Here is a 14,973-nt window from a genome sequence, read left to right on the forward strand (position 1 = left end):
TTCGCTCGAGCGAGTAGCAGACAACGCGCTTTGTTAGCGCTAACATCGCTAATATTGGCCAACCTCACATAGACCGTCCAATACTGAAAAATTAGTTTTATATGCGATTTGGTTTTTAACAAGGATCGAACCATGAGCGAAGAAAAGCCCCGCAAGCGCCGTGGCGCCGGACGCGTGACCCTCAATGCGGTCGCCCGCGAGGCAGGGGTGTCAGCGATCACCGTGTCGCGGTATTTCAATCAGCCCGAACAGGTTTCGCCCGAACGCCGCGAGCGGATTGCGGCAGTGGTGGCGGAGTTGGGTTACGTACCGAATCTGGTGGCCGGCGGGCTGGCCTCGGCACGGGGGAAAATCGTCGGCATGGTGATTCCGAACATCTCCGGGCCGATCTTCGCCAATACCATTCAAGGCTTCAGCGATACCCTCAGTCGTCACGGTTATCAACTGTTGCTGGCGTCGAGTTACTTCAGTACTGAACAAGAAGAAAACGCCGTGCGTGCGTTTCTTGGCTGGTCGCCGGCGGCGTTGGTATTGACCAGTCATTTTCACAGCGCGGGCACGGAAAAGATGATCGCCGAGGCCGATGTGCCGGTGATCGAGACGTGGGATTACCAACCGGATCGCGAGCCGATGCAGATCGGTTTTTCGCATTTTGAAGTGGGCGTGACGGCGGCGAAATATCTGCTGGGAAAAGGCTACCGACGCATTGCCTTCGTGCAGAACAGTGCGCCGGGAGACCTCAGCGCACTGGAGCGCCGTGACGGCTATGCCGCGACCCTGCGCGAATCCGGCCTGGAGCCTTGGGTGTTCGCACCCGATGCCGATCGCGCACCGTTCGAAGCCGGCAAACAGGCGATGGATGCCCTGATGAACGCCTCACCGCGCCCCGATGCAATCATCTTCGCCAACGACAACCTCGCCGCCGGCGGCCTGCTCGCCGGGCAACGCGCAGGTATTAAAATCCCCGAAAACTGCGCCGTTCTAGGCTTCGGTGATTACCCCTTCGCCGAGATGCTTTTGCCCAGCCTGAGCACGATCAAACCACCGGCGCTGGAGATTGGCGTGCTTGCCGCCACGCGCGTTTTGGAAAGTCTCGGGGTATTACCAAGCGACGAGGTGCAACGCCTGAACCTGCTGCAATGCCAAGTCATCGAACGCGAAAGCACCTGATGAATATGGCGGGGGCCGGGTTGGCTATGCTTTAAAGACTACCGAGGTGGCCCTATCGCGAGCAGGCTCACTCCTACAGGGAACGGGGTTGACCACAGAGCGCTCCACTGTAGGAGTGAGCCTGCTCGCGATAGCGGTCTTTCAGGCAATACCCATCCACCAGACAGAGCTCGCCATGCACACCGCCATCATCATCTTCTTCGGCCTGGTCCTGCTCGCGCTGATGCTCTACATCGGCGAGCGCATCGGCTTCAGCCGGCAGACCATGGCCTACGGCTTCGCCGCCCTGTGGCTGGCGTTGACGGTGATCAATGGTGCGGTGGGGGTGGTGCATGCCGGCCAGTCCGTGGGATCGGAACTAGCCATTGGCAGTGCGGTATTCGGCGTGCCGGTGGCGGCGATGGTGTTGTTCATGGTGCTGAGCGCCGAGTCGTAAACGTCCCGGCGCCCAGCCGCCGATCAACGCACCAGATGCAGGAACTGCATGTGGCGTTCGTACTGGTCGAGGATGTCGTTGATGATCTGCTCTTTGGTGTAACCGACCAGATCGTAGTCCTGACTGCCCTCGCTCAGATGCACTTCAGCGCGGTAGTAACGGCGATTGTTGAGCTGCTTTGAACCCATACCGCCACGGGCGAAGGACGGCGTGAAGTAGCCGCGCATCTGCACCTGATAGATGAACGGATGCGCATCACCATGGCCGATTTCGAGGCTGACGCTGTCATTCGCCGGATCCGGCTGGGTGACCACGTTCAGGCCTTTCTCGACGAACACCGCCGTCACTTCTTCAATCGCCGGGCGCACCGTGGTGTCCATGAAACGGTACACCTCGTCACGCGACGGGAAGTGCACTGCCTGGCTCAGACGCTGACGCCAGCCACCGGTGCCGCGCCGCGAACCGGAAACCGGGGCCAGCGAATGCAGTTGCGCGATCTGCTTCTGCGATTCCAGATAGAACGCCTTGTGCAGGCCCCACATCATCAGCAGCAAGATCAACGAGAACGGCAACGAGGTCAGCACTACCGCTGACTTCAGCGCATCGATGCTGCCGGAGAACAGCAGCGCACTGGTGATCAGCGCGGTCATCGCGCCCCAGAACACCCGCAGCCACTTCGGCCCGTCTTCATCGGGGTTGCCGCCCTTGGCCGACAGGGTCGAGAGCACCACCGTGCCGGAGTCGGCCGAGGTGACGAAGAACACGAAGCTGATAAACACCGTCACGGCGATGACGGTTTTGCTCCACGGATAGGTTTCCAGCAGCAGGTAAATGCTCATCGACGGATTGTCGATGGCCGACATGCCCAGCGCGCTCATGCCGTGGTTGAGCACTTGATCCAGCGCGCTGTTGCCGAAGATCGACATCCACGCGAGGGTGAAACCGAGCGGAATCAGCAGCACGCCGAAGACGAATTCGCGGATGGTGCGGCCACGGGAAATCCGTGCGATGAACAAACCCACGAACGGCGACCATGCAATCCACCAGGCCCAGTAGAACACTGTCCATCCACCGAGCCAGTCGCTCGGTTTATCGTAGGCATAGAGGTCAAAACTCTTCATCGGCAAGGCGCCGAGGTAGTCGCCAAGGTTCTGGATCAAGGTGTTGAGCAGATGCTGGGTGGGACCTGCGAACAACACGAACAGCAACAGCGCACAGGCCAGCAGCATGTTGATGTCGGACATCACCCGCACGCCTTTATCGACACCGGAAACGGCAACGATGATCGCCGCGCCCATCATCAGCGTGATCAGGCCGACCTGAATCCACTGGGTGTGCGCGATGCCGAACAGGTAGTCGAGACCGGAGTTGAGGTGCAGCACACCAAAACCCATATCGGCACCCAGACCGAACACCGTGGCGATGATGCCGAAGCCGTCGACCGCGTAACCGATCGGGCCGTTGATGCGCTTGCCAATCAGCGGATACAGCGCCGAGCGCAGGGCCAGCGGCAGGTTGTGGCGGTAAGCGAAATAGGCCAGCGCCATGCCGACGAAGGCGAACACGCCCCAGCCATGCAGGCCCCAGTGCAGAAACAGAATCTGCATGGCCTGACGCGCCGCATCCGCCGTGCCGGCCTCGCCTTGCGGCGGTTGCAGCATATGAGTCAGCGGTTCAGAGACGCAGAAGAAGAACAGCGTGATGCTGATCCCGGCGGCGAACAGCATGCCGGCCCAGGACAGGTAACTGAATTCGGGCTCGTCGTGGTCGGCACCGAGTTTTATCTTGCCGTAGCCGGATAAGGCGGTGACCACCACGAAGACCAGATACAGCGTCATCGCGAGCATGTAGTACCAGCCGACCGTGTTGGCCGCCCAGTTTTGCGCTTCCAGCAGCCAGGCACCTGCCTGCTCCGGCATGGCAATGACGACGAGACCAAACAGCAGAATGACCGTCGCGGCGAAATAGAACACCGGCGGATTCATGCGTACCAGGCCGCTGGCGGGGGTGGACGATGCACTCATGAAACGTGCACCTCGAGGGGTTGAATCGTGGCTGAAATGATCGGACTCAGCAAAGGCAAGCCTCCTGTTGTGAGCGGGCAGCGAACCACCGGTTTAACTTGAATGAACGTTCAAGTTAAACATGGATAGGGTGGTAAGGACTAATCGCAGGGCTCGACGGTAGTTTTCCTACAGTAGCCCAAGGAGGTGTATGACGCGGGTTTGGAGGAATTCGTTCAACAGCAACATGGCCTTATGCCCATACCTGTAGGAGCTGCCGAAGGCTGCGATCTTTTGCTGTGGTTTTTGTAGATCAAAAGATCGCAGCCTTCGGCAGCTCCTACATGGGATCTTACTTTTGCGTGCCGTCATCGTGCTGCAAGTTGGCCTGGGTCAGATTGCACCCCGCCGGCACGCTGCGCGTCAGCCACACATTGCCGCCAATGGTCGAACCCTTACCGATGGTGATGCGTCCGAGAATCGTCGCCCCGGCGTAAATCACCACATCATCTTCCACGATCGGATGACGCGGATGGCCCTTCTGCAACTGGCCGTCTTCGTCCGCCGGGAAGCGTTTGGCGCCCAACGTCACCGCCTGATAAATCCGCACCCGCTCGCCAATGATCGCGGTTTCACCAATCACCACACCGGTACCGTGATCGATAAAGAAGCTACGGCCGATCTGCGCCCCCGGGTGAATATCGATGCCCGTCGCCGAATGGGCGATTTCCGCACTGATCCGCGCCAGCAACGGCAAACCGGCGCGATACAAATGGTGCGCCAGACGATGGTGAATCACCGCCAGAATCCCCGGGTAGCACAGCAGCACTTCATCGACACTGCGCGCCGCCGGATCACCGTGATAGGCCGCCAGCACATCGGTGTCGAGCAGCGTGCGCAGGCTCGGCAAGGCCAAGGCAAAATCCTGCACGATCTGAATTGCACGGGCCTCGACTTCAGTATCGGCCTGCGCGCTGTGGCGGGCGACGTAACGCAACTCTAGTCGAGTCTGTGCCAATAAGGCATTCAGTGCGACATCAAGCGTGTGGCCGACGTAAAAGTCTTCACTCTCTTCACGCAGATCCACCGGGCCCAGGCGCATCGGGAACAACGCACCACACAGCGCCTCGAGAATCTCCGCCATCGCCGCCCGCGAGGGCAACTCGCGCCCGCCCTGCTCGCCGGAGGCCCGGCCGTTCTGTGCCCGCCACTGATCCCGCGCGCTGCGCAGTTGACTGACGATGGTCTGCAATTGCCAATGGCTGGAACGCTCGCTCACGGTAAAGACTCCTCACGGGCGGCCGGACTGTCTGGCCGCGTCAACGGCGCCTACTTTACGGCAAGGTCGCGAAGGCGAATTAAGAACCGATAGTGCTGGGCTCAGTCGATTTGGCTATAAGCGCTTGACGGTTGCCCCTGCAAAAGCACGTGCCTATAGTCCTTTCATCTTTCTCCGCCAGTACGGACTCATGATCAAACAACAGCTGGAACGCTTTAACCGTCTCGACCTGCTCGGTCACTCCACGCCGCTGGAAAAACTCGAACGCCTGTCCACCTGGCTCGGCCGCGAGGTGTACATCAAACGCGATGACCTGACGCCTCTGGCCATGGGCGGCAACAAGTTGCGCAAACTCGAATACCTCGGCGCCGATGCCCTCGCGCAAGGCGCCGACACGCTGATCACCGCCGGCGCGCTGCAATCGAACCACGTTCGCCAGACCGCCGCACTCGCCGCCAAACTCGGTCTTGGCTGCGTGGCCCTGCTGGAAAATCCCCTGGGCACCGACGACAGCGACTACACCGGCAACGGCAACCGTCTGCTGCTGGATCTGTTCGACACCAAGGTCGAGCTGGTCGACAACCTCGACAACGCTGACGAACAATTGGCCGCCCTCGCCGTGCGGCTGCGCAGTAACGGCAAGAAGCCGTATCTGGTGCCGATCGGCGGCTCGAATGCGCTCGGTGCTCTGGGCTACGTGCGTGCCGGCCTGGAACTGGCCGAGCAGATCAAGGACACCGGACTCGATTTCGCTGCAGTGGTATTGGCCTCCGGCAGCGCCGGGACGCACAGCGGTCTGGCGTTGGCGCTGAGCGAAGTGTTGCCGCGATTGCCGGTGATCGGCGTGACGGTTTCGCGCAGTGAAGAAGATCAGCGGCCTAAGGTGCAGGGGCTGGCCGAACGTACGGCGGATCTGCTTGGCGTCGAGCTGCCGGCCAGCTTCAAGGTCGAGTTGTGGGACGAATATTTCGGCCCGCGTTATGGCGAACCGAATGCCGGAACGTTGGCTGCAGTGAAATTGCTGGCCAGTCAGGAAGCGGTACTGCTGGACCCGGTTTACACCGGCAAGGCGATGGCGGGGTTGCTCGATGGCATCGGGCGTCAGCGTTTTGATGAAGGGCCGATCATCTTCCTGCATACCGGTGGGGCGCCGGCTTTGTTTGCTTACAAGGATTTCCTGTAGCGAGATCGTTCCCACGCTCTGCGTGGGAATGCAGCCGTGGACGCTCCGCGTCCCCTTGAGCGCTGGAACGCGGAGCGTCCCTAGAGTCATTCCCACGCAGAGCGTGGGAACGATCCTCATATTCCAATAAAGAATATCATTTTCAATATTAAGTATTTTCAAGTCTAAAACAGACATCTTATAGTCTCGCCGCAGGCGAATTTCGCGCAAGACGCATAAGCTGCTTTAGGGCACGATAACGCAGGCGCACGAATCACCCATTCGCCAACTTTCCTTTAGCGTCTTCCATAAGAAAACACAGGGGCTCGTCATGAATTTTTCCGCACTACGTCGCAATCTGCTGGTGGGTTCGCTGGGCCTGGCGCTGAGCGCCGGCCTGATCGGCCAGGCAGTAGCCGGTGAGCAGCTGCAACAGATCAAGGACAAGGGCGTTATCAACGTCGGCCTGGAAGGCACTTATCCTCCGTTCAGCTTCGTCGATGCCGACGGCAAACTGTCCGGTTTCGAAGTAGAACTCTCCGAAGCGCTGGCACAAAAACTCGGCGTCAAAGCCAAGGTTCAGCCAACCAAGTGGGACGGTATTCTCGCGGCGCTGGAATCCAAGCGTCTGGATGTCGTAGTCAATCAAGTGACCATCTCCGACGAGCGCAAAAAGAAGTATGACTTCTCCGAGCCGTACACCGTTTCCGGTATTCAGGCGCTGGTGCTGAAGAGCAAAGAAGCGGCGCTGAACATCAAGACCGCCAATGACCTGTCCGGCAAGAAAGTCGGTGTGGGCCTGGGCACCAACTACGAGCAGTGGGTCCGCGCCAACGTGCCGGGCGCTGACGTGCGCACCTACGATGATGATCCGACCAAGTTCGCCGACCTCAACAACGGCCGCACCGACGCCATTCTGATCGACCGTCTGGCCGCACTGGAATACGCCAAGAAAGCGCCGAAAACCGTCGCTGCCGGTGAAGCTTTCTCCCGTCAGGAAGCCGGTGTTGCCCTGCGCAAAGGCGAGCCTGAACTGCTGGCCGCCGTGAACAAGGCCCTCGACGAACTGCGTGCCGACGGCACCCTGAAGAAGCTGTCCGAGAAGTACTTCAACGCTGACGTCACTCAATAATGGAAGAAGCTTTCCAACTCGCACTGGACTCCGCGCCCTTCCTGCTCAAGGGCGCGTATTACACGGTAATCCTCAGCCTCGGCGGAATGTTCTTCGGTTTGCTGCTGGGCTTCGGCCTGGCACTGATGCGCCTGTCGCGTTTCAAATCGGTGAGCTGGCTGGCGCGCATCTACGTGTCGTTCTTTCGCGGCACGCCATTGCTGGTGCAACTGTTCGTGATCTATTACGGCTTGCCGCAATTGGGTCTCGAACTGGATCCGCTGCCGGCGGCACTGATCGGCTTTTCGCTGAACATGGCCGCGTACGCCTGTGAAATCCTCCGTGCCGCGATCGGTTCGATCGAACGTGGCCAGTGGGAAGCCGCTGCGAGCATCGGCATGACCCGCGCGCAAACCCTGCGCCGGGCCATTCTGCCGCAAGCAATGCGCACGGCCTTGCCGCCGCTGGGTAACAGCTTCATTTCACTGGTCAAGGACACGGCACTGGCCGCCACCATTCAGGTACCGGAGCTGTTCCGTCAGGCACAGTTGATTACCGCCCGGACTTTCGAAGTCTTCACCATGTATCTTGCCGCCGCGCTGATCTACTGGATTCTGGCCACAGTGCTTTCGCACTTCCAGAACAAGTTGGAAGAGCGGGTCAATCGGCACGACCAGGAGTCCTGACGATGATTGTCGTGGAAAAACTGACCAAGCAATTCAAGGGTCAGGTCGTGCTCAACGGCATCGACCTCGAGGTCAAGGAAGGCGAGGTCGTCGCGATCATCGGCCCCAGCGGTTCGGGGAAAACGACGTTCCTGCGTTGCCTTAACTTTCTTGAACAACCCACCAGCGGCCGGATCAAGGTCGGCGATATCGAGATTGATACCAGCCGCCCGCTGAACCAGCAGCAAGCGTTGGTGCGCAACCTGCGCCAGCACGTGGGCTTCGTGTTTCAGAACTTCAACCTGTTCCCCCACCGCACTGCGCTGGAAAACGTCATCGAAGGCCCGATCGTGGTCAAGAAAATGCCGCGCGACGCCGCCGTTGCCCTGGGCAAGAAGCTCATGGCCAAAGTCGGTCTGGCGGGCAAGGAGGACGCTTATCCGCGTCGTCTGTCCGGCGGCCAGCAACAGCGCGTGGCGATTGCCCGGGCGCTGGCGATGGAGCCGGAAGTGATCCTGTTCGACGAGCCGACCTCGGCCCTCGACCCGGAACTGGTGGGTGAAGTGCTGGCGACCATTCGTGGTCTCGCCGAAGAAAAACGCACCATGGTCATCGTCACCCACGAAATGGGGTTTGCCCGCGATGTGGCCAACCGTGTGGTGTTTTTCGACAAGGGTGTGATCGTTGAACAGGGTGAAGCCAAAGCGTTGTTTGCCAACCCGAAAGAAGAACGCACTAAACAGTTTCTCAGCAAGTTCCTGAATCACGCTTGAGAATCTTGATGCACCAAACGTCAACTTCCACGGATGGAAGTTACGTTATCCCGCCTGAACGACCCGCTTGAGCAAATACTAATCAAACATGTTCCATCCAGAACATATATATCTCCTGCAACAGATAAACCGTGCTGTAAAACTGTCGTCACCCAAAGACTGGGTGCTGATAGCGGCTTATCGAAACGGCTGAAAACCACTGAGATTCGTAGCTCTATTCGCTAATAGACCTAGGCATTCGGCCTCGTCAATGTAGGACACTTCTGATTAATACGTAATTCACGGATTAACTAAGTACGTCTATTGACACTCATTGCCGCACACTCTTATCTAGTCGCCAACCGGCGCTACTTAGTTCAATCAACGCATATTCAACCTTGATGAAAGTTCTCGGCTGTGTTGCCTGTTGATTCACGCCTTTGTTCTTCAGAAACGGACTTCGTTGCAAGCTCAAGGAGAGAAATCGATGACTCACACTTCGCACACCCCCGAACTGGCAGCGCCAATCCTGGCGCCCGCGCAAAAAGCCGGCATCAATCTGGCCGCTGCTGCCCATCTTTCGGTCGACGTGGCGCCCTATCCCGATATGGATTGTGGGGACCTGATCGAACTGTTCTGGAACAAATGCTATGTCGCATCAAAGGTTCTGACCGTCGAGGATATCGGCGCCGCAGTCAGCCTGCGAGTGCCGGAAAGCTTCATTGCCAGCGGCACTGCCCGCATCCACTATCGGGTCATGCAGGTTGGCCAGGGTCAGGCGCTGTCGGCAGCCACCCGGGTGCAAGTCAAACTCGATTGTCCCGGTGGCCAGCCATCGGCACTGTGCGGTGATGAAAACCAGCAACTGCAAGCCGTCACGATCCCCGACACCATCCGCCGTCAGGGGGTTAATCCGAACCAGATCAAACGCGGCGTACCGCTGACCATCGAGCCTTACATAAACATGGCCGAGGACGATGAAATCACCTTGCGCTGGGGCGATGTGCGCATGGACCTGATACCGGTCACGGCAGCGGATGTCGGCTTGCCGATTCAGGTCTGGGTGCCGCCGGCGGTCATCGTCGAAGCCGGGGAAGATCTGCGCCTCGACGTGACGTACTGCGTCATCGACCGCGTTGGCAACAACTCGCGCTGGGCGCCACCGCGTACGTTGAAGATCGGCTGTGTAAACCCTTACCTGAAGGTGCCGCTGAGGCCCATCCTCAAAGCCGCCGAGCCACGCGACTGAGTAAACGCCAATCCCCCGTGGCGAGGGGGCTTGCCCCGTTGGACAGCGAAGCTACCCCGGCATCTACAACTCTACCGAGTGGCAGGATTCGCGCCCGCTGCGCAGCGGAACGGGGTGAAAGCCCACTCGCCACAAAGGATCATTTAAACCGATACCCATTGTTAACCAACCCGACCATCCCCCCTTCTATGCATATTCCTAAAAGTTAGTTTATTTAATATTTATACACGCTTAGGGTATATGAACCGGACCACCGGACATTCTTTCGTTCGCCGCACTTTTGCGGCGTTTTTCATGAGATGTGAGGTAGGTAGTATGGTCCGGAACACAATCACCCCAGTGCAGATCGCCAGGGCATTGCGTGCAGCCAAGGAGCGGCACTGATGTCCAGTCTGGCAGACGCAAACGTCCAGTCGGATCTGGACATCGCCCCGTTGTTGTTGCCCGCGCAAGTCTTGCGCAACGACGCCCAAGCCATCAAGGCCGCCCATGAGCTGGCGCAAGTCGCCCGCGTACAGGCGGCCAAACGCGACCGTCAGCGCAAGCTGCCATGGTCGGAAATCGAACAGTTCACCCGTAGCGGTCTGGGCAGCATTGCCATCCCGCGCGAATACGGTGGCCCGCAGGTTTCATTCGTCACATTGGCCGAGGTGTTCGCGATCATTTCCGCCGCCGACCCGGCGTTGGGACAGATCCCGCAGAACCAGTTCGGCATCATCAATCTGGTGCTCGGCAGTGCCACCGAGGCGCAGAAACAGCAGCTGTTCCAGAGTGTTCTGGAAGGCTGGCGCATCGGCAATGCCGGTCCGGAGCGCGGCACTAAAAACACCCTGGAACTGAAAGCACGGATCACCGCCGACGGCGACGATTACGTGATCAACGGCCAGAAGTTCTATTCCACCGGCGCGCTGTTTGCGCACTGGGTCGCGGTGAAGGCGCTCAACGATGACGGCAAGCAAGTGCTGGCCTTCGTCCGTCGCGGCACGCCGGGGTTGCGCATTGTTGATGACTGGTCGGGTTTCGGTCAGCGCACCACCGCCAGCGGCACGATTTTGCTGAACAACGTTCGCGTCGAATCGAACCTGGTCGTCGACAACTGGAAGATCAACGAAACCCCCAACACCCAAGGCGCGGTGTCGCAGCTGATTCAAGCGGCCATTGATGCCGGCATCGCCCGTGGCGCCATCGATGACGCCATCGAGTTCGTCAAAACCCGCGCGCGGCCATGGATCGACGCCAAAGTTGATCGCGCCAGTGATGACCTCTATGTGATCGCCGACATCGGCAAACTGAAAATCGAACTGCACGCCGCCGAAGCGCTGCTGCGCAAGGCCGGCAAAGTTCTTGATCAGGTGCACGCCGCACCGCTGACCGCCGAATCTGCCGCCCGTGCATCGATTGCCGTGGCCGAGGCCAAAGTGCTGACCACGGAAATCTCATTGCTCGCCAGCGAGAAGCTTTTCGAACTGGCCGGCAGCCGCGCGACCCTCGCCGAATTCAACCTCGACCGCCACTGGCGCAACGCCCGGGTGCACACGCTGCACGACCCGGTGCGCTGGAAATATCACGCGGTCGGCGCCTATCGCCTCAACGGCACTTTGCCTGCTCGCCATTCCTGGATCTGAGACGACCGCACACTTTCTCAAGTGCAATGGAGAAACCTATGACTTTTTCCCATCACGTCGCGGTCATCACCAGCGATGAGCAAGCCCTGATCGTCGCCAGCGATCTGGCCGAAGATTTCAAACGCGACAGCGCCCTGCGCGACCGTGAACGTCGCTTGCCACTGCCGGAACTCGACGTGTTTTCCCGCTCGGGCCTGTGGGGCATCAGTGTGCCAAAGGAATACGGCGGCGCTGGCGTGTCCAACGTAACTTTGGCCAAAGTCATCGCGCTGATCGCTCAGGCTGACGGCTCGCTCGGACAAATCCCGCAGAACCATTTTTACGCACTGGAAGTGCTGCGCGTAAACGGCAGCCACGCGCAAAAACAACGGCTGTACGCCGAAGTGCTCGCCGGCCAACGCTTCGGTAATGCACTGGCGGAACTGGGCACGAAAACCGCTCACGACCGCGTCACCAGCCTCAAGCGCGACGGCGACGGTTATCGCATCAACGGCCGCAAGTTCTATGCGACCGGCGCGATTTACGCCCAGCGCATTCCGACCTCGGTTGTCGATGAAAACGGCGTGCAGCAACTGGCCTTCGTCCCCCGCGACAGCAAAGGCCTGACCGTGATCGACGACTGGAGCGGCTTCGGTCAGCGCACCACCGGCAGCGGTTCGGTGGTGTTCGAAGACGTCTACGTAGAGGCTGAAGACGTACTGCCGTTTCAAAGTGCTTTCGAACGGCCAACCACCGTTGGCCCGTTGGCGCAGATCCTTCACGCCGCCATCGACACCGGCATCGCCCGCGCTGCTTACGAAGACGCCCTGCATTTTGTGCGCAGCAAAACCCGCCCGTGGATCGATTCCGGCAACGACAAAGCCACCGAAGATCCACTGACGCTGAAGAGCTTCGGCCACTTGAGCATTCGCCTGCACGCCACCGAAGCCTTGCTTGAGCGCGCTGGAGAATTCCTCGACGCCGCGCAAGCTGAGACCAACGCACAAACCGTCGCTGCGGCTTCGATTGCCGTTGCTGAAGCCCGGGCGATCAGCACCGATATTTCCCCCGCCGCCGGCAGCACGCTGTTCGAATTGGCCGGCAGCCGGGCCCCGCGGACCGAACGCGGGCTCGACCGCCACTGGCGCAACGCCCGCGTGCACACCTTGCACGATCCAGTGCGCTGGAAATATCACGCGGTGGGCAATTATTACCTCAACGATGAAAACCCTCCGCTGCGAGGGACGATCTGATGGGCGCTGCAAAAAAGAAGATCCTGCTCAACGCGTTCAACATGAACTGCATCGGCCACATCAACCATGGCTTGTGGACGCATCCGCGCGACACCTCGACGCGCTACAACACTATTGAATACTGGACTGAACTGGCGCAATTGCTGGAGCGCGGACTCTTCGACGGCCTGTTCATTGCCGACATCGTCGGCGTGTACGACGTCTATCAGAACTCAGTCGATGTGCCGCTGAAAGAGTCGATCCAGTTGCCGGTCAACGACCCGCTGCTGCTGGTTTCAGCCATGGCTGCGGTGACCAAAAATCTAGGCTTCGGCCTGACCGCCAACCTCACCTACGAGCCGCCGTATCTGTTCGCCCGCCGCATGTCCACGCTCGATCATCTGAGTCGCGGACGCGTGGGCTGGAACATCGTCACCGGTTATCTGGACAGCGCCGCAAAAGCCATGGGCCTCAGCGAGCAAGTCGAACATGACCGTCGCTACGACCAGGCCGATGAGTACCTGGAAGTGCTCTACAAGCTCTGGGAAGGCAGTTGGGAAAACGGTGCCGTACTCAACAACCGCGAACAACGGATCTACGCCAACCCGGAAAAAGTGCACAAGGTCGAGCACAAGGGCGAGTTCTATCAGGTCGAGGGTTATCACCTCTGCGAACCGTCACCACAACGCACGCCAGTGCTGTTTCAGGCCGGCAGCTCTGATCGCGGCCTACTGTTCGCCGGGCGTCATGCCGAGTGCGTATTCATCAGCGGTCAGAACAAACCATCGACCAAAGTTCAGGTCGACAAGGTCCGCGCCAGCGCCGTTGAAGCGGGGCGTAACCCCGACGACATCAAGGTGTTCATGGGCCTCAACGTCATCGTTGGCGCGACCGAAGAGGCCGCATGGGCCAAGCACGCCGAGTACCTGAGCTATGCCAGCGCCGAGGCCGGCGTGGCGCATTTCTCCGCGTCGACCGGCATCGACTTTTCCCAGTACGAAATCGACGAACCGATCCAGTACGTGAAGAGCAACGCCATTCAGTCGGCGACCAAGAACCTGCAGAACAACGACTGGACCCGGCGCAAATTGCTCGACCAGCACGCCCTCGGTGGCCGTTACATCACCGTGGTCGGTTCGCCGGAGCAAGTGGCGGATGAGCTGGAATCGTGGATCGCCGAGACCGGCCTCGACGGTTTCAACCTGACCCGGATTGTTACCCCGGAAAGTTATGTCGATTTCATTGAGCTGGTGATTCCGGAGCTGCAGCGGCGTGGTTCGTACAAGACCGCTTATGACGCGGGCAGCTTGCGCGAGAAGCTGTTTCACGGTGCGGCGCAATTGCCTGAGCAACACACCGGATCGTCGTACCGGCATTAAAAGCTTCGCGAGCAGGCTCGCTCCCACATTTGGAATGCATTTCCCCTGTGGGAGCGAGCCTGCTCGCGAAGAGGCCATCCAATACACCACAAATTTATGCACTGACTGGAAAAACCATCATGACCAAAAAACGCCTGTCCCACCCAGTCAAAGCACTGGCCCTGGCCCTCGGCCTGTTCAGCTCGGCCGTCTTCGCCGCCGACGCCCCGTTGAAAATCGGCACCACCGCCGCCTTCGCCATTCCGCTGGAAGCCGCCGTCGAAGAGGCCTCCAAACAAGGCCTGAAAGTCGAGCTGGTGGAGTTCACCGACTGGATCGCACCGAACGTCAGTCTCGCCGCCGGCGACATCGACGTGAACTACTTCCAGCACATCCCGTTCCTCGAAAACGCCAAGGCTGCGTCGGGTTTTGATCTGGTGCCATTCGCACCGGGGATCATCAACAACGTCGGTCTCTACTCGAAAAAATACAAAAGCTTCGACGAGTTGCCAGAGGGCGCCAGCGTTGCCATCGCCAACGACCCGATCAACAGTGGTCGTGGTTTGCAGCTGCTGGCCAAGGCTGGTTTGATCACGCTGAAACCGGGCGTCGGCTACAAAGCCACCGAAGATGACATTGTCGCCAACCCGAAGAAGATCAAAATCCTCCAGGTCGAAGCCGTGCAATTGGTACGCGCCTATGACGACGCAGATCTGGTCCAGGGCTACCCGGCCTACATTCGTCTGGCGAAGACTTTCGATGCCGGTTCGGCGCTGCTGTTCGACGGTCTCGATCACAAGGAATACGTGATCCAGTTCGTCATCCAGCCGAAGAGCAAAACCGATCCGCGCCTGATCAAATTCGTCGACATCTACCAGCATTCGCCGGTCGTTCGCGCGGCACTGGATAAGGCCCACGGCAAGCTGTATCAAGCCGGCTGGGAAAGCTGAGC

General features: G+C 59.4%; 13 protein-coding genes. 11 read left to right on the plus strand and 2 right to left on the minus strand.

Annotated features, from left to right (window positions below; all coding sequences use genetic code 11):
• Positions 1–132 precede the first annotated feature (132 nt).
• Together AK821_RS06880 and AK821_RS06885 are read left to right on the plus strand one after the other, a co-directional pair.
• On the plus strand, positions 133–1,170 hold the full coding sequence (locus AK821_RS06880) for a LacI family DNA-binding transcriptional regulator (RefSeq protein ID WP_064388993.1): 1,038 nt from the start codon (positions 133–135) through the stop codon (positions 1,168–1,170).
• A gap of 175 nt (positions 1,171–1,345) precedes the next feature.
• The gene (locus tag AK821_RS06885) at positions 1,346–1,606 is read left to right on the plus strand and encodes a hypothetical protein (RefSeq protein ID WP_064388994.1); all 261 of its coding nucleotides are present in this window, start codon (positions 1,346–1,348) and stop codon (positions 1,604–1,606) included.
• 23 nt (positions 1,607–1,629) lie between these two features.
• On the opposite strand, the gene betT is transcribed toward AK821_RS06885, so the two are convergent.
• A complete protein-coding gene (gene betT / locus AK821_RS06890; protein WP_163030199.1) occupies positions 1,630–3,591 on the minus strand; it encodes a choline transporter BetT in 1,962 nt (653 codons plus the stop codon).
• Between the two features lie 370 nt (positions 3,592–3,961).
• A complete protein-coding gene (gene epsC, locus AK821_RS06895) occupies positions 3,962–4,888 on the minus strand; it encodes a serine O-acetyltransferase EpsC (RefSeq protein ID WP_064388996.1) in 927 nt (308 codons plus the stop codon).
• A gap of 190 nt (positions 4,889–5,078) precedes the next feature.
• Between epsC and AK821_RS06900 the strand changes: the two genes are divergently transcribed.
• The 9 genes from AK821_RS06900 (at position 5,079) to AK821_RS06940 (ending at position 14,971) form a co-directional block, all read left to right on the plus strand.
• Entirely contained in the window at positions 5,079–6,071 is a 993-nt protein-coding gene (locus AK821_RS06900; RefSeq protein WP_064388997.1) for a D-cysteine desulfhydrase, read from the plus strand.
• Between the two features lie 310 nt (positions 6,072–6,381).
• On the plus strand, positions 6,382–7,182 hold the full coding sequence (gene tcyJ, locus AK821_RS06905; RefSeq protein ID WP_064388998.1) for a cystine ABC transporter substrate-binding protein: 801 nt from the start codon (positions 6,382–6,384) through the stop codon (positions 7,180–7,182).
• On the plus strand, positions 7,182–7,847 hold the full coding sequence (gene tcyL, locus AK821_RS06910; protein WP_064388999.1) for a cystine ABC transporter permease: 666 nt from the start codon (positions 7,182–7,184) through the stop codon (positions 7,845–7,847). Before tcyJ ends, tcyL begins: the two co-directional genes overlap by 1 nt.
• Before the next feature lie 2 nt (positions 7,848–7,849).
• A complete protein-coding gene (gene tcyN / locus AK821_RS06915) occupies positions 7,850–8,599 on the plus strand; it encodes an L-cystine ABC transporter ATP-binding protein TcyN (protein WP_064389000.1) in 750 nt (249 codons plus the stop codon).
• 466 nt (positions 8,600–9,065) lie between these two features.
• On the plus strand, positions 9,066–9,827 hold the full coding sequence (locus AK821_RS06920; RefSeq protein ID WP_064389001.1) for a hypothetical protein: 762 nt from the start codon (positions 9,066–9,068) through the stop codon (positions 9,825–9,827).
• A 383-nt stretch (positions 9,828–10,210) separates the two neighbouring features.
• Positions 10,211–11,452 (plus strand): SfnB family sulfur acquisition oxidoreductase, encoded by a 1,242-nt coding sequence (locus AK821_RS06925; RefSeq protein ID WP_064389002.1) that lies wholly within the window; start codon positions 10,211–10,213, stop codon positions 11,450–11,452.
• Positions 11,453–11,490: 38 nt separating this feature from the next.
• The gene (locus tag AK821_RS06930; protein WP_064389003.1) at positions 11,491–12,684 is read left to right on the plus strand and encodes an SfnB family sulfur acquisition oxidoreductase; all 1,194 of its coding nucleotides are present in this window, start codon (positions 11,491–11,493) and stop codon (positions 12,682–12,684) included.
• A complete protein-coding gene (locus tag AK821_RS06935; protein ID WP_064389004.1) occupies positions 12,684–14,042 on the plus strand; it encodes an LLM class flavin-dependent oxidoreductase in 1,359 nt (452 codons plus the stop codon). Before AK821_RS06930 ends, AK821_RS06935 begins: the two co-directional genes overlap by 1 nt.
• Before the next feature lie 119 nt (positions 14,043–14,161).
• A complete protein-coding gene (locus AK821_RS06940) occupies positions 14,162–14,971 on the plus strand; it encodes a MetQ/NlpA family ABC transporter substrate-binding protein (protein ID WP_007918730.1) in 810 nt (269 codons plus the stop codon).
• The last annotated feature ends 2 nt before the right edge of the window (positions 14,972–14,973 follow it).

This window comes from Pseudomonas sp. RIT-PI-r, from assembly GCF_001297015.1.
In the GTDB taxonomy this organism is placed as follows: domain Bacteria; phylum Pseudomonadota; class Gammaproteobacteria; order Pseudomonadales; family Pseudomonadaceae; genus Aquipseudomonas.